We start from the raw sequence: 15,813 nt of genomic DNA on the forward strand, positions 1-15,813 counted from the left end.
CTGCGGCGGCGTTGCGAAGTCAGAGCGGGAGATCGGGTGATGTGCACGGTTTGCGGATGCGGCGAGGGTGAGACCAGGATCGACGGCACCGCCGCGACGGCCGTCACGGGCGACGCCGGACACGAGCATGTCGGGCCGGACGGCAAGATCTACCGCCACAGCCACGGCGGCAGCGGCAGCGGCAGCGGCAGCGGCGGCGCGCACCATCATCATCCCGCGCAGGACGGCAGCCACGAGCATGTCGCGCCGGACGGCACCGTCTTCCGCCACAGCCACCATGGCCATGAACACGCCCACGCCGACGGGCACGGGCACGAGCACGGGCACGAGCACGGGCCCCACGAAGACCATCATGCCGGCCATCATCACGGCGGGCATCATGATGATGGGCATGGCCACCACCATCCCGACAGGCCGGACGCCATCGACGGCGGGGCGGCGCTGAACCAGCCGCGCCTGGTGACGATCGAGCGCGACATCCTGGCGAAGAACAGCGCGCTGGCGCAAACCAACCGCCGCGGCTTCGCCGGGCGCGGGGTGTTCGTGCTGAACCTGATGTCCAGCCCCGGATCGGGCAAGACGACCCTGCTGACCCGCAGCCTGACCGACCTGAAGGGCCGCTTCCCGGTCGCGGTGATCGAGGGGGACCAGCAGACCAGCTTCGATGCCGACCGCATCCGCGCCACCGGGACGCCGGCGGTGCAGGTGAACACCGGAAAGGGCTGCCACCTCGATGCCGCCATGGTGGCGCAGGCGACCGACCGGCTGGCCGCCGGCGGCGGCTTCGCCGACGACGGCGTGCTGTTCGTGGAGAATGTCGGCAACCTCGTCTGCCCGGCCGGCTTCGACCTCGGCGAAACGCACCGCGTCGTCGTGCTGTCGGTGACCGAGGGCGAGGACAAGCCCCTGAAATACCCGGCCATGTTCGCCGGCGCCGACCTGCTGGTCGTCAACAAGATCGACCTGCTGCCCTATCTGAGCTTCGACGTGGAGCGGATGATCGGCTACGCCCAGCGCCTGAACCCCTCCCTGGCGGTGATCCAGCTTTCCGCCACCACCGGCGAGGGGCTGGAGTCCTGGTACGAGTGGATCGCCGACGGACTGGCGGAAGCCCGCGCCGCCCGCGATGCCGCCGGGAAAGACGCCGAAACCGCCGCCGAAACCGCCTGATCGCCGAGGGTCCCGCCATGTGCCTAGCCGTTCCCGCCCTGGTCACCGCCCTGCTGCCCGACGACCGCGCCACCGTCAGCCTCGGCGGCGTCAGCTCCACCTGCTCGCTGGAGCTGGTCGAGGGGGTGGCGGTCGGCGACTACGTGATCGTCCATGTCGGCTACGCCCTCTCCCGCCTCGACGCCGAGGAGGCCGAGCGCACGCTGGCCCTGCTGGCCGAGCTGCCGGCCGACGCCGCCTGAGCCACCACCCCACCCGGATCCGACCATGACCGACCGCCGCCTCTTCGCCCGAAAGCTCGACATCGCCCGCGGGGCGGTTGACATGACCCACGGGTCGGGCGGCAAGGCGATGGCGCAGCTCGTGCGCGAGCTGTTCGCCGCCGCCTTCGCCAATCCCTGGCTCGACCAGGGCAACGACCAGGCAGCCTTCGACGTGCCGGGCGGACGGATGGTGATGACGACCGACGGCTTCGTCGTCTCGCCGCTGTTCTTCCCCGGCGGCGACATCGGCTCGCTGGCCGTGCACGGCACGGTCAACGACGTCGCCATGGCGGGGGCGGTGCCGCTGCACCTGACCGCCGGCTTCATCATCGAGGAGGGCTTCCCGCTGGCCGACCTGAAGCGGGTGGTCGACAGCATGGCCGCGGCGGCGCGCGAGGCCGGGGTGGCCATCGTGTCCGGCGACACCAAGGTGGTGGAGCGCGGCAAGGGCGACGGCATCTTCATCACCACCACCGGCATCGGCATGGTGCCGCCGGGGGTGGCGCCGTCCGGCGACCGCGCGCGGCCGGGCGATGCCATCCTGGTCAGCGGCAGCATGGGCGACCATGGCGTCGCCATCATGTCGACCCGCGACAATCTCGGCTTCGAGACGGCGATCCTCTCGGACAGCGCGGCGCTGAACGGGCTGGTCGCGGCGATGGTGGCGGCGGTGCCCGGCGTCCATGTGCTGCGCGACCCCACCCGCGGCGGGCTCGCCACCACGCTGAACGAGATCGCGCACCAGTCCGGCGTCGGCATGCGCCTGGCCGAGGCGGACATCCCGGTGCGCGCCGAAGTCGCCGCCGCCTGCGAACTGTTGGGGCTGGACCCGCTCTATGCCGCCAACGAGGGTAAGCTGATCGCGATCTGCGCCGAAGAGGAGTGCGACCGCCTGCTCGCCGCCATGCGCGCCCATCCCCTGGGACGCGACGCCGCCCGCATCGGACGGGTGGTGGAGGATGCCCATTGCTTCGTTCAGATGGAGACCCGCTTCGGCGGCCGCCGGATCGTCGACTGGCTGACCGGAGAGCAGCTTCCCCGGATCTGCTGACCCGTACCGCCGGGCTAACCCACCGTTTCCATTGATCCGGTCCCGACGGGAGGACCCCTTTCGCGCGCTGGCTGTTGCCTCTCTCGGATGGTCCTATGCTCTGACCCGAGACCATCAGAGACGAAGGATTCCGATGGCGTTGTCCAACACCGCCCTTTTGGGCGCCCCCCGTCTGGACCCCGGGCGGCTTGCCGGGACGCGCTCGGCCATGCAGGCGATGGACCGGCTGCCCGGCTGCCCGCCCCTGCACCGTCACCGTGTGAAGCGTGCCTTCGACATCGTCGGCGCGCTGGGACTGCTCATGCTGTTCGGCCCGCTGATGCTGGCGCTGGCCTGGCTTGTCGCACGCGACGGCGGCCCGTCCGTCTTCGGCCACCGCCGCGTCGGTGCCGACGGCCGCCCCTTCACCTGCCTGAAATTCCGCTCGATGGTGGTGAATTCCGCCGAGGTGCTGGAACGGCTGCTGTCCACCGACGAGGCGGCGCGCGAGGAATGGCTCGCCACCCGCAAGCTGCGCAACGACCCGCGCATCACCCGGGTCGGCCGCTTCCTGCGCAAGTCGAGCCTGGACGAGCTTCCGCAGCTCATCAACGTCCTGCGCGGCGAGATGAGCCTGGTAGGCCCGCGCCCGATCATCGACGACGAGGTGCCCTACTACCGTGCCTGCTTCCCCTTCTACACCCGCTGCCGCCCCGGCCTGACCGGCCTGTGGCAGGTCAGCGGCCGTAGCGACGTCGACTATGTGCGCCGGGTCCAGCTCGACACCGCCTATGTGGTCGGCTGGTCCTTCTGGGCGGACATCGGCATCATGCTGCGCACGGTGCGCGTCGTGGTGAAAGGCAGCGGCGCCTATTGACCGGTGCCGGCGCCCGCCGGCGGCCTTTCCCGCCGGCCCTGCAACTGGCCCGTCATAGCACGGCCCATAGCACGACCGGCCGACCCCCTCCGAAAGCAGCCACCCGTTCCCCCCGTCGCGCGTCCCATCCGGGCGCGCGACAAGCCTGTCCGCGCTCCCCATCTGGCACTTGCGGTGCGGCATCCCCCCTCCTGGTCCGGGGGTGCTTTGAGAATGGCCGAACGACGTGATAGGGTCGCAACGACCGGCGAAACCCCTGGTAATGTGAACGATGCGTTTGAGACTGCCGGCCGGACCGGCCAGTGAAAAGGGGCCAAGGATGGCGAAGCTGCTGGCTGCCCTACTGCTGATGATGGTGGCGATCGGGCCTGCCTGCGCCGTGGCGCCGACCAGCCGTGCCGACACCGTCGCGGCGCTCGACCGATACCGCACCGACTTCGCGAAGGTCCGCGGCTACGGATCGCTGTCCACCGCCGACCGCAACTACGTGCTGTTCGCCGACGCCATGCGCCGCGTCCTGACGGAGCATGTGAAGCCCTACGACCCGCAGGTGCTGGTCGACAAGGCCGAAGAGGGCCTGAAGAAGAAGAAGGCCGAGGCCCCAAAGGCCAGCGACCGCATGCTGACCGAGGCGGCGCTGGACAGCATGCTGGGGTCGCTCGACCCCTATTCCAGCTTCCTCGACCCCGAGCGCTACCGCTACCTGCGCGAACAGACCCAGGGCGAGTTCGGCGGGCTCGGGATCGAGGTGACGATGGACGAGGAGAGCGGCCTGATCAAGGTCGTCTCCCCCATCGACGGCTCGCCGGCCGCCCGGGCCGGCCTGCGCAGCGGCGACCTGATCGCCCGCATCGACGACACCGCGGTCAAGGGGCTGAACCTGCACGACGCGGTGGCGCGGATGCGCGGCCCGGTCGGCACCTCGGTGGCGCTGACCATCCGCCGGCCCCCCTCGTCGGAGGCGAGCACGCGGGTGTCGCTGACCCGCGCCGTCGTCAAGATCCATCCGGTCCGCTACCGGCTGGAAGGCACGGTCGCCTACATCCGCATCGCCACCTTCAACCAGTCGACCTCCTCGGCGCTGGATGCGGCGATCGAGGACATGCGCAACCAGGCCAAGGGCCGGCTGACCGGCGCCGTGATCGACCTGCGCAACAACCCCGGCGGCCTGCTGGAGCAGGCGGTCCAGGTGGCCGACCGCTTCCTGGAGGCGGTGGAGATCGTCTCGGTGCGCGGCCGCGATCCGGAGGAATCCCGCACCTACCGCGGCACCGCCGGCGACCTGCTGGCCGGACTGCCGATGGTGGTGCTGATCAACAGCGGCTCGGCCTCGGCGTCGGAGATCGTCGCCGGCGCCCTGCAGGACCACCACCGGGCGCTGCTGTTCGGCTCCCGCTCCTACGGCAAGGGCTCGGTCCAGACGATCTCCTCGCTCAGCGCCGACACCGGGATCCGGCTGACCACCGCCCGCTACTACCGCCCGTCCGAGGCGCTGGTCGACTGCTTCGGCATCTCGCCGAACCTGGAGGTGAAGCCGACCCACGGCAGCACCGAGGAGACGCATCCCGACCCGGCGACCTGCGACGCCAACGCCGTGCCGCCGCCCAAGCCGCGGACCTGGACCGCCGAGGAGATGTGCCCGGACGTCATGAACCAGCCGCCGCGCCCGGACGACGACCGCCCCTTGGAATGCGCGGTCGCGGCCATCCGCACGCGGCTGACCGGAACGCTGGCGGGCAGCGGGGAGTAGCGGCATCTCCGCAGGTCGGCCGCCCCTGCCAGGATGCATGGCGGCTGGATTTTTTCCCCTCCCCGCCCCTCCCCCCGCCTTTGGCGGGAGAGGGAACCGGAGGCTTAGGCGGCGTGAGACGATCCGCAGAGGGAGGTCCGCGGAATGACGGCAGTCCCCTCTCCCGCCTCGGCCGACCGAAGGTCGGTCCGACAGCGGGGAAGGGTGAGGGAGGGGGCACAATCGCCGCCGAGGCGCCCTGCGGGTGCGTCAATCCCCCGCGCAGGCCGCCGCCATCCGTGCATCGGTCGCCCGGGCGTCCAGCACCGCCACCGCCCAGACCGCCAGGCCGCCAAGCGCCAGGGCGCAGCCGACCCAGCCGGTGGAGGTCCAGCCCCAGCCGGCGGCGATCGCCATCCCGCCCAGCCAGGGGCCGAGCGCGTTGGCCGCGTTGAAGGCGCTGTGGTTGAGCGCGGCGGCCAGCGTCTGCGCATCCTCCGCCACGTCCATCAGGCGCGCCTGCAGCGGGGTGCCCAGCCCGCCGCCGCAGCCGATCAGGAAGACCACCAGCGATATCGTCCAGATGTTGCCGGCGGCGAACGGGTAGAGCGCCAGCGAGGCGGTGCTCCACAACAGGACGGCGGCGACGGTCGGCATCAGGGCGCGGTCGGCGGCCCATGCGCTGACCAGGGTGCCGACGGTCATGCCGCTGCCGAAGACGGCCAGCACCACCGGCACCATCGCCGGCGACACCTGCGTCACCTCCATCAGCGTCGAGGCGACATAGGTGTAGACGGCGAACATGCCGCCGAAGCCGATGGCGCCAATGCCCAGCGTCAGCCAGACCTGGCGGCGCTTCAGCGCCCCCAGTTCGCGCAGCGGGCTCGATTGCGGATGCGGACGGTCCTTGGGCGCGAAGACGGAGACCAGCGCCACGGTCAGCAGGGCGAGCAGGCCGACGACGCCGAAGCCCCAGCGCCAGCCCAGCGCCTGCCCGATCCAGTTGGCGAGCGGGACGCCGATGATGGTCGCCACGGTCAGCCCGAGCATGGTCCGCGCCACCGCCTGCGCCCGCCGGTGCGGCGGCACCAGCGAGGCGGCGACCAGGGCGGCGACGCCGAAATAGGCGCCGTGCGGCAGGCCGCTGAGGAAGCGGAAGACCAGCATCCAGCCGTAGGTCGGCGCGAAGGCGCTGGCCACGTTGGCGGCGGCGAAGATCGTCATCAGACCGATCAGCAGGGTGCGGCGGGCCAGCCGCGCCGCCAGAACGGCGATCACCGGCGCCCCCACCACCACGCCCAGCGCATAGGCGCTGATGACGTGGCCGGCGGTCGGCTCGTCGATGCCGAGGCCGCGGGCGAAATAGGGCAGCAGGCTCATCGTCGCGAATTCGGTGGTGCCGATGGCGAAGCCTCCCATGGCGAGCGCCAGGAGCACCAGCCCGGGCCGCACCGCCGCCACGGCCCCCGTCTGCGTCCCGGCCCCTCCGCCCGGACGCAAATCGCCGTCTTGCCCGGCAGAAGCCATGGTCGTCTCTCCGCTGTCGCTGCTGTGGGTTTTCCGTGACTGGATCCCGGCGGCCGAAGGAATGGGGCACGACCGGGGCCACGCAGGATATTTGCGATGACGGCGATGAGGCAATCGGCCGCAGACCGACAATTCCGCAGATGCGAGATGAGCGCCAGGCATGGCTGCCCGAGGATTTCAACGACCTCGCCCCGGCGCTGGTGCCGGGGACGCGGTCACAGCAGGTCGAGCTGGGCCGGCGGTTTCGCCGGCTTCGCCGGCTTGCGGGATCCCGCCTTGCCCTTGCCGGCCGGCTTCGAAGCCGCCTTCTGGTCCGCGTCCTCCGCCGGCGGAACGAGGGCGTCCGCCGGCGTCGGGATGGGCAGCTCGCCGGCCGGCGCCGCAGGCACCGGTGCGGGTTCCTCCACGGGCAGCCCGGCGGACGGCGCGCCGGCGGCCTTGGGGGCAGGCTCGGGGGCGGCTGCCTCGGGAATGGCCTCGGAAGCGGCGGTTTCCGGTTCGTCGACGGGCTGCTGCTCCGCCTCGGGGGCCGGCGGAGCCGCCACGGACGCCGGCGCCGGGGCCGGTTCCACGGGAGACGGATCGGCCGCGACCGCATCGGCGGGAGTGGCGGCGGGAGTGGCGGCGGGAGTGGCGGCTGGAATTGCGGTGGGAGCGGCGGCGGCAGGACCGGCATCACCGGAACCGGCATCGGCCGGACCGTCTGCGTCGGTTCCGGCGACCGGATGCGGGGTGAAGCCGACGCCCTCCTTGGCCCGCTGCTTGGCCTTGTCGCGGGCCTGGGCCTCGGGGGCGTCCGGATCGTCGTCCAGCCACTTGCGGCGCTTGATGACCTCGTTCACGCGGCCCTGGTTCACGCCCAGCTCGAAGGCGATCTCCTGCTGCGTCATCTCGGTGGTCTGATGCAGGCGCAGGATCTCGGCGGCCAGTTCGGGGGTCATCTTGCGCCCGGTGATCCGCCGCGCCGGCCGGATGGAGCGCTCGCCGCGGTCACGGGCCCGCAGGGTGGCGAGAATCTCGAGGGCCGCCGTGTTGCCTGCCGCCCGCAAGGCTTCCTCGAACTCCTTCAGCGTCGCCATCAGCCCCCCCTTCCCGCCGTCGTCCACCGGCCCTTGCCGCAACAACCGTCAGCATCACAGATAGGTCCGGCCCTGGCGATGAAAAAGGGCGGGACCGGCGGCCGGACTGCAGGACTGCCGCCCCGGCCTTCCCGGCTGCACCCTGTCCAAAGCTGTTCACAATTCCGCCACTTCCGTTCAAGACCGCGGGGCACTTTGTTCAAGCCGCCGCGTCAAGGTCGAGGGCGCCGGGGTAGGCGGGCATCCGCCCGCCCCGGCGCCCCGGAATGAACAAGGCTGAAGGATCCACGACCCGTGAAGACCTCCCTGCGCTCGCTCGCCGCCGCGGCGACCCTGTCCGTCTCCGCCATCGCCCTGTCGGCCCTCACCATGGCCGGGACCGCCCAGGCCGGCGCCACCTTCGACGGCGTGAAGCAGAAGGGCTATGTCCAGTGCGGCGTCAACCTCGGCCTCTACGGCTTCTCGGCCCCCGATGACAAGGGCCACTGGGCCGGCCTCGACGTCGACATGTGCCGCGCCGTCGCCGCCGCCATGTTCGGCGATTCCGAGAAGGTGAAGTACACCCCGCTGTCGGCGCAGCAGCGCCTGCCGGCGCTGCAGTCCGGCGAGATCGACCTGCTGGCCCGCAACACCACGCGCACCCTGACCCGCGACACCGCCAACGGCCTGAACTTCGGCCCGACCAACTACTATGACGGCCAGGGCTTCATGGTGTCGGCGAAGCTGGGGCTGAAGAGCGCCAAGCAGCTCAACGGCGCCACCGTCTGCGTGCTGCCCGGCACCACGACCGAGCAGAACGTCTCGGACTACTTCCGCGCCAACAAGATGAACTTCAAGCCCGTCGTCATCGAGAAGAACGAGGAGCTGAACAAGGCCTTCTTCGCCGGCCGCTGCGACGCCCTGACCTCCGATGCGTCGCAGCTCGCCGCCATCCGCGCGGCCGAGGCGCAGAACCCCAACGACTACGTCATCCTGCCCGAGCTGATCTCCAAGGAGCCGCTGTCCCCGGCCGTCCGCCAGGGCGACGAGGAGTGGACGAACCTGGTGACCTGGGCCTTCTACGTCATGGTCCAGGCCGAGGAGAAGGGCCTGACCTCCGAGAATGTCGACAATGCGCTGACCTCCCCCGATCCGGACGTGAAGCGCCTGCTGGGCGTCACCGCCGGCAACGGCAAGGCGCTGAACGTCGACGAGAAGTGGGCCTACAACATCGTCAAGCAGGTCGGCAACTACGGCGAGAGCTATGAGCGCAACGTCGGCGCCGGCTCCAAGCTGAAGATGGCGCGCGGCCAGAACGCCCTCTACACCGATGGCGGCCTGATGTACGCCCCGCCGCTGAAGTAAGGCGCCCGCGCGGATCCTCCTCCGCGGCCCTCCCCCGCTGCCGGACCGACCTTCGGTCGGCCGAGGCGGGCGAGGGGCCGGGAGGGGGGCCGCACCCTCACGCCGCCTCTCCCCCGCACGGAGCATCATCATGTCCAACCTGGCCAAGGCGCTGAATTCGGCGCGCGTGCGGGGATGGCTGTATCAGGGGCTGTTCCTGGCCTGCGCCCTCGCCGTCGCCTGGTACCTCGTCTCCAACACGCTGACCAACCTCTCCACCCGCGGCGTCGCCACCGGCTTCGGCTTCCTGGAGCGCGAGGCCGGCTTCGAGATCGGCGAGAGCCTGGTCTCCTACTCCGCGTCCGACACCTACCTGAAGGCGCTGGCCGTCGGGCTGCTGAACACGCTCGCGGTGTCGGCCGCCGGCGTGGTCCTGGCGACCGTCCTGGGCGTCCTGATCGGCGTGGCCCGCCTGTCGTCGAACTGGATGGTCAGCCGCTTCGCCACGCTGTATGTCGAGACCATCCGCAACGTGCCGCTGCTGCTGCAACTGGTGGTCTGGTACACCATCATGAACCGGCTTCCGAGCCCGCGCGAGGCGCTGGAGGTGGTGCCGCACGTCTTCCTCAGCAACCGCGGCATGAAGTTCCCGGTGCTGGCGGAGCATGCCGGCCATGGCTGGGTGCTGCTGGCACTGGTCGCCGGCATCGCCGCCGCCATCGCCGCGGTGCGCTACGGCCGCCGCCGCCGCGAGGCCACCGGCAGGCCCTTCCCCACCCTGCCGCTCGCCATCGCCGCCGTGCTGCTGCCCCCTGTCGCCGCCTTCGTCGCCACCGGCGCGCCGCTGGCCTTCGACGTGCCGGAGCTGACCGGCTTCAACTTCGAGGGCGGCGGGTCGGTCACCCCCGAATTCACCGCCCTGCTGGTCGGCCTGTCGGTCTACACCGCCGGCTTCATCGCCGAGATCGTGCGCTCCGGCATCCTCGCGGTGCCGCACGGCCAGACCGAGGCGGCGCTGGCGCTGGGCCTGAAGCCCGCGCAGATCCTGCGCCTGGTCATCCTGCCGCAGGCGCTGCGGGTGATCGTGCCGCCGCTGACCAGCCAGTACCTGAACCTGACCAAGAACAGCTCGCTGGCGGTCGCCATCGGCTACCCGGATCTGGTCAGCGTCTCCAACACCTCGGCCAACCAGACCGGCCAGGTGGTGGAAGCGGTGGCGATGATGATGGCGGTCTACCTGATCATCAGCCTCTGCATCTCGGGCTTCATGAACTGGTACAACCGCAAAGTGGCGCTGGTGACGAGATGAGCAAGGACACCCGGACAGACTCCACCACCACGTCCGCTGGCGCCACCCCCGCCGGCGCCATCCCCACCGGCCCGGTCCAGCCCGTCACCTGGGCGGCCTCCTACGAGGAGGAGCCGTCGCAGGCCTCGGTCCCGCCGCAGCCCGGCGGCATGACGGCGCTGAAGCCCTTCGGCTGGGCCAAGGACAACCTGTTCAACACGCCGCTCAACACGGCGCTGACCGTCGCCTGCCTCGCCGTCCTGTGGTACGCGGTGCCGCCGATGGCGAACTGGCTGCTGCTGAACGCCGTGTGGACCGGCGGTTCGGAGATCTGCCGCGAGGCGGCCGGCGCCTGCTGGTCGATCATCGCGGTGAAGCACCGGCTGATCTTCTTCGGCACCTACCCCTACGACGAGCAGTGGCGCCCCTTCCTGGCCTGCGGCCTGTTCGTCGCGCTGCTGGGCGCCAGCGGCGTGCGCGCCTTCTGGCGGCCCTGGCTGGCCGGCGTCTGGGCGCTGGTGCTGGTCGCCATGGGCGTGCTGATGTGGGGCGGCGTCTTCGGCCTGACCTATGTCGCCAACGACAAGTGGGGCGGGCTGCCGATCACGCTGATGCTGTCGGTCTTCTCAATCGCCATCGCCTTCCCGCTGTCGATCCTGCTGGCGCTGGGCCGCCAGTCGTCGCTGCCGGCGATCCGGACCTTCTGCGTCGGCTTCATCGAGACCATGCGCGGCGTGCCGCTGGTCAGCGTGCTGTTCATGGCCTCGGTCATGTTCCCGCTGTTCCTGCCGGAAGGCGTCACGGTGGACAAGCTGCTGCGGGCGCTCGCCGGCATGACCCTGTTCACCGCGGCCTATCTGGCCGAGGCGGTGCGCGGCGGCCTGCAGGCGATCCCCAAGGGCCAGTACGAGGCGGCCGACGCGCTCGGCCTGTCCTACTGGCAGAAGACCAGGCTGATCGTCCTGCCGCAGGCGCTGCGCATCGTCATCCCGCCGATCGTCAACCAGTTCATCAGCGCCTTCAAGGACACCTCGCTGGTCACCATCGTCGGCCTCTACGACCTGCTGACCGCGGCGACGGTGGCGACCACCGACCCGGAATGGCGCCCCTTCTTCGCCGAGGTCTACATCTTCGCCGGGCTGATGTTCTGGATCTTCTGCTTCAGCATGTCGCGCTACAGCCAATGGCTGGAGCGTCTGGCCAACCGCTACAACCGCCGCTGACCGGCCCCGGGAGAGTCCCACATGACCGAGAACGCCATCATCGAACTCCGCAAGGTCGGCAAGTGGTACAACAGCTACCATGCGCTGCGCGACGTCAGCCTGAAGATCGGCAAGGGCGAGAAGGTCGTCGTCTGCGGCCCGTCGGGATCGGGCAAGTCGACGATGATCCGCTGCATCAACCGGCTGGAGGCGCACCAGACCGGCCACATCATCGTCGACGGCACCGAGCTGACCGACGACGTGAAGTCGGTCGAGACCATCCGCCGCAAGGTCGGCATGGTGTTCCAGAACTTCAACCTGTTCCCGCACCTGACGGTGCTGCAGAACCTGACGCTGGCGCCGATCTGGGTGCGCGGCATGGCGAAGTCCGAGATCGAGGAGATCGCCATGATGTACCTGCGCCGGGTCCGCATCCCCGACCAGGCGCAGAAGTTCCCCGGCCAGTTGTCCGGCGGCCAGCAGCAGCGCGTCGCCATCGCCCGCGCCCTGTGCATGAAGCCGGAGATCATGCTGTTCGACGAGCCGACCTCGGCGCTCGACCCCGAGATGGTCAAGGAGGTGCTGGACGTCATGACCGAACTGGCCGGCGAGGGCATGACCATGGTCTGCGTCACCCACGAGATGGGCTTTGCCCGCCAGGTCGCCGATTCCGTCGTCTTCATGGCCGAGGGCTCGATCATCGAGAGCGGGACCCCCGCCGAGTTCTTCGAGAACCCGAAGAGCGAGCGCACCCGCCAGTTCCTCGGACAGATCCTGGAACATTGAGCGGCTGCGGGCGTATGGTCGGACCGGCATAGGCGCGGAGCGGAACGGGGGATCGGGAAGGGTCATGGCGGCGACCATTGCCATCACCGACGACGATGCGGTGACCCGCGAGACGCTGAAGTCCTACCTGACGGACGAGGGCTTCAGCGTCGTGCTGGCGCGCAGCGCCGAGGAGCTGAAGGAGCTTCTGGCGTCGACCGCGGTCGACGTGGTGCTGCTGGACATCCGGCTGCCGCGGCAGGACGGCCTGACCCTGACCCGCGAGCTGCGCGCGGTGTCGGAGATCGGCATCATCCTGGTCAGCAGCCGGGCGGAGAAGCTGGACCGCATCATCGGCCTGGAGATGGGGGCCGACGACTACATCGCGAAGCCCTTCGAGCCGCGGGAGATCCTGGCCCGCGTGCGCAACCTGCTGCGCCGGCTGAAGGCGCCCGGCGACCAGCGCGACGACCGCCGCCGCAGCTTCGGCGGCTGGACCCTGTTCCTCGACCGCATGCGGCTGACCGGGCCGGACGGGCAGCCGGTGCGGCTGACCGGGGCGGAGTTCGAACTGCTGTCGACCTTCGTCTGCAATCCCGGCCGGGTGATGAACCGCGACTACCTGCTGACCGCCACCACCCGGCGCAAGAGCGACGCCACCGACCGCACCATCGACAGCCTGGTCCGCCGGCTGCGCCGCCTGATCGAGGACGACCCCGCCGACCCCCGGCTGATCGTGACCGTCCACGGCACCGGATACCTGTTCGCCGGCGACGTCACGCAGGATCCCTGACGGCCGGCGCCCGGCACCGCACCCCGAGCCAATTCCCCCGCCGCCAGGATCCGGCAGCGGACCGGCAGCGGCCACGCGCTCGGCAACCTTGGCCACGGGCATCGTGAAGCTTTTCCTTCACTGTGCCCGTGGCCTGATTTTCATGCATTCAACGATCAATCCCGCCTGTCTACAAGACAATCATAGATCGTCTGCTGGGCGGATACTCTTGGCATGCGCGGCATGGTCCTATTTCCTTCGGCCATTTTCGCAGCACTATTTTCGAAATCGGCCGCTTCTTCACAAAAAAGGAAGGGAAACATACGAGCTGTTCACATTTGAGCACTATGCCGTTCAAAAAACCGGGTGAGAATGGGCGCTGGCCGGGACGATCGCAGTCGCCAATCCCCGCACTCCTCCGGCGCATGGCGCCGCGCCCTTCCTCCAAGGCGGGGAAAGGGGACGACTGCGATCGCCACAGGCCCGCGGCATTGCGTGAAACCATACTCTGCGGTGAGGGGGTTTGGGCATGAGGGCTATCGCGACGGTGGACGATCCGGGCGTCCGTTTCCGCTTCTGGACACTGCGGCGGGCGATGGTGTCGGTCGTGGGGGTTCTGGTGGCGGCGCTGATCGCCAGCCAGGCCTGGGTGTCGCAACGCTACACCGACTTCGCGGTATCGACCTTCAACAGCAGCGCCGCCGCCACGCTGCGCGTGCTGGTCAACGACCGCATCCGCAAGAACTATACGGAATGGCTGCAGGGCCACGCCAACGAATGGAGCCGCGACGGCTTCCTCGTCGACAGCGTCCAGCAGAAGGAGTTCTCCAAGGCGGCGCTGGCGCTGAAGAACATCTATTCCCGTCCCGTCGTCGTCGACCGCGAGGTCCGCCTGGTCGCCGTCACCCTGTTCGACGCCGACATGCGTCGGGTGGCCGGGACCGGCGCCGACCAGGACAGCGTCGCCGCCGTTCCCACCCTGTTCGAACCGCTGAAGGCGCGCGAGATCGCCGACAAGCGCCGCCCGGCCAGCCTGCTGTGGCGCGACGGGCTGGGCCGCCCGCTCCACAGCATGATCGTGCCGATCGGCGGATTCCGCGTGCTGGGCTTCCTCGAGGTGGTGACCGACCCGCTGCCGGCGCTGTCCACCCTGGGGACCGTGCTGGACGCCGACATCCGCTTCACCGACGCCAAGGGCGAGGCGCTGTACGAGACCAAGGGCGGCGACCCGTCGGACCATGCCCGGCTGTCCACCACATCGGTCACCATCGGCGGCGACGGCGGCCTGCCCTGGGCGACGGCGGAGATCTCGCGCGACGTCGCCGATTTCGTCGGGGCGACCGAGGAGCTGCGCAACGGCGCGCTGACGATGGTGGCCGCCTTCGCCCTGGCGGTCGCGCTGGCCGCCGCCCTGCTGCTGCGTGTCGCCGTCTTCGCCAGCCTGCGCAAGTTCGCCCGCGCCATGGAACAGATCGCCGCCGGCGACCTGTCGATCGAGGTGCCGCACACCGGCCGAGACGAGCTGGCGGTGATGGCCGCGGCGCTGCGCCGGCTGCGCGGCAGCGTCGAGCAGGTGCTGCTGATGAAGCGCATGGTCGATTCCAGCCCGGTTCCGACGGCGCTGCTGCGCACCGGCGGGCAGGTCGGCGGCGCCCACGTGGCGTTCGTCAACCCGGCCGCCCGCGCCTTCTGCGACGCCCATGGCATCGACCCGGCCGGCCCCGACCTGCTGGCGCAGGGGCCGGACTTCACCGCCGAATGCACCGACCCCTCGCGCCCGCCGGTGCCGCGCCGCACCCTGAGCGTGGACGACACCACGGTGGAGGCCCATGTCGACACCGTCTTCGACGACCGGGGCAACGTTCTGGGCAAGACGCTGTCCTGGACCGACGTGACCGAGCAGGTGCGGTCCGCCACCCTGGCCCGCCGGCTGATGGAGGACGTCCATCAGGTGGCCTCCAGCGTGGCGACGCAGTCGGGCCAATTGCGCGAGCTGGCCGACGCGCTGCGCCAGCAGTCGGCCGGCACCATCGACAGCACGGTCAGCGCCGGCAGCTTCGTCGCCGAGAGCAACCGCAACGCCCGCACCTGCAACGACAGCACCGCGACGCTGATGGACACCATCGGCACGGTGTCCGGCCTGACCGGCGAGGCGGCCGGGGTGGTGGGCGCCACCATCGGCGAACTGGCCGCCGCCCGCGGCGTGGTCGGCCAGCTTGGCGAGAACACCGAGCAGATCCGCCGCATCGTCGACGTCATCACCGGCATCGCCCACCAGACCAAGCTGCTGGCGCTGAACGCAACCATCGAAGCGGCGGTCGCCGGCGAGGCCGGCCGGGGGTTCGCCGTGGTCGCGGCGGAGGTGAAGAAGCTGGCGGAGGAAACCGCCAACGCCACGGTGCAGATCGCCGGGTCGGTCACCGCCATCAACGGCAGCATCCAGGACACGGTGGGCAGCTTCACCCGCATCTCCGCCTCGGTCGACCGCATCAGCACGGTGCAGGACCTGATCGGCGGAGCGGTGGCGCGGCAGACGGAAGCCTCGACGGAAATCCGCGAGCGGGTGGGCGTGATCGCCGGCAACACCGGCGAGGTGGCGGCGCTGATCGACGGGGTGAGCGCGCAGGCGGCGAAGACCGGTGACATCGCCGGCTCGCTGACCGGGACGGCCAACACGCTGGCCGAGAAGGCCGCGTCGCTGCATAGTCTGCTCAGCACGCTCCGCGCCCAGCAGGCGGCCTGACCCGCCGCCTTTCCCCTCCCCACCCCTTCCCTGTCTAGCGGAGGA

At 70.3% G+C, this 15,813-nt stretch carries 13 protein-coding genes; 11 read left to right on the plus strand and 2 right to left on the minus strand.

Annotated features, from left to right (window positions below):
* Positions 1-39: 39 nt before the first annotated feature.
* The 5 genes from hypB to J2850_RS01745 all read left to right on the plus strand — a co-directional run bounded on the left by hypB (position 40) and on the right by J2850_RS01745 (position 5,090).
* The gene (hypB, locus tag J2850_RS01725) at positions 40-1,170 is read left to right on the plus strand and encodes a hydrogenase nickel incorporation protein HypB (protein ID WP_209978119.1); all 1,131 of its coding nucleotides are present in this window, start codon (positions 40-42) and stop codon (positions 1,168-1,170) included.
* A gap of 17 nt (positions 1,171-1,187) precedes the next feature.
* Positions 1,188-1,412 carry a HypC/HybG/HupF family hydrogenase formation chaperone gene (locus J2850_RS01730; RefSeq protein ID WP_209978121.1) on the plus strand — a complete coding sequence of 75 codons (225 nt, stop codon included), beginning with the start codon at positions 1,188-1,190 and terminating at the stop codon, positions 1,410-1,412.
* A gap of 25 nt (positions 1,413-1,437) precedes the next feature.
* Complete coding sequence (gene hypE / locus J2850_RS01735) at positions 1,438-2,484, plus strand: hydrogenase expression/formation protein HypE (RefSeq protein ID WP_209978123.1); 1,047 nt, start codon at positions 1,438-1,440, stop codon at positions 2,482-2,484.
* Between the two features lie 133 nt (positions 2,485-2,617).
* Entirely contained in the window at positions 2,618-3,340 is a 723-nt protein-coding gene (locus J2850_RS01740; protein ID WP_209978125.1) for a sugar transferase, read from the plus strand.
* Positions 3,341-3,659: 319 nt separating this feature from the next.
* The gene (locus J2850_RS01745) at positions 3,660-5,090 is read left to right on the plus strand and encodes a S41 family peptidase (protein WP_209978127.1); all 1,431 of its coding nucleotides are present in this window, start codon (positions 3,660-3,662) and stop codon (positions 5,088-5,090) included.
* A 249-nt stretch (positions 5,091-5,339) separates the two neighbouring features.
* Here the strand turns inward: J2850_RS01745 and J2850_RS01750 are convergent, their stop codons facing one another.
* A complete protein-coding gene (locus tag J2850_RS01750; RefSeq protein ID WP_209978129.1) occupies positions 5,340-6,596 on the minus strand; it encodes an MFS transporter in 1,257 nt (418 codons plus the stop codon).
* 215 nt (positions 6,597-6,811) lie between these two features.
* A complete protein-coding gene (locus J2850_RS01755) occupies positions 6,812-7,675 on the minus strand; it encodes an RNA polymerase sigma factor sigma-70 region 4 domain-containing protein (RefSeq protein WP_209978131.1) in 864 nt (287 codons plus the stop codon).
* A gap of 294 nt (positions 7,676-7,969) precedes the next feature.
* Here J2850_RS01755 and J2850_RS01760 point away from each other — a divergent pair, with 294 nt between their 5' ends.
* The 6 genes from J2850_RS01760 to J2850_RS01785 all read left to right on the plus strand — a co-directional run bounded on the left by J2850_RS01760 (position 7,970) and on the right by J2850_RS01785 (position 15,768).
* The gene (locus tag J2850_RS01760; RefSeq protein WP_307353647.1) at positions 7,970-9,019 is read left to right on the plus strand and encodes an amino acid ABC transporter substrate-binding protein; all 1,050 of its coding nucleotides are present in this window, start codon (positions 7,970-7,972) and stop codon (positions 9,017-9,019) included.
* A 130-nt stretch (positions 9,020-9,149) separates the two neighbouring features.
* On the plus strand, positions 9,150-10,307 hold the full coding sequence (locus tag J2850_RS01765; protein ID WP_209978133.1) for an amino acid ABC transporter permease: 1,158 nt from the start codon (positions 9,150-9,152) through the stop codon (positions 10,305-10,307).
* Positions 10,304-11,509 carry an amino acid ABC transporter permease gene (locus J2850_RS01770; protein ID WP_209978135.1) on the plus strand — a complete coding sequence of 402 codons (1,206 nt, stop codon included), beginning with the start codon at positions 10,304-10,306 and terminating at the stop codon, positions 11,507-11,509. The genes J2850_RS01765 and J2850_RS01770 overlap by 4 nt, the downstream gene beginning before the upstream one ends.
* Before the next feature lie 21 nt (positions 11,510-11,530).
* A complete protein-coding gene (locus J2850_RS01775; protein WP_211113729.1) occupies positions 11,531-12,274 on the plus strand; it encodes an amino acid ABC transporter ATP-binding protein in 744 nt (247 codons plus the stop codon).
* Positions 12,275-12,338: 64 nt separating this feature from the next.
* Positions 12,339-13,046, plus strand: a complete 708-nt coding sequence (locus J2850_RS01780) for a response regulator (protein WP_209978136.1) — start codon at positions 12,339-12,341, stop codon at positions 13,044-13,046.
* 508 nt (positions 13,047-13,554) lie between these two features.
* Positions 13,555-15,768: a methyl-accepting chemotaxis protein gene (locus tag J2850_RS01785; RefSeq protein WP_209978143.1), complete on the plus strand. Its 2,214-nt coding sequence runs from the start codon at positions 13,555-13,557 to the stop codon at positions 15,766-15,768.
* Positions 15,769-15,813: the final 45 nt, after the last annotated feature.

The sequence above is a fragment of the Azospirillum picis genome, from assembly GCF_017876115.1.
Classification (GTDB): domain Bacteria; phylum Pseudomonadota; class Alphaproteobacteria; order Azospirillales; family Azospirillaceae; genus Azospirillum; species Azospirillum picis.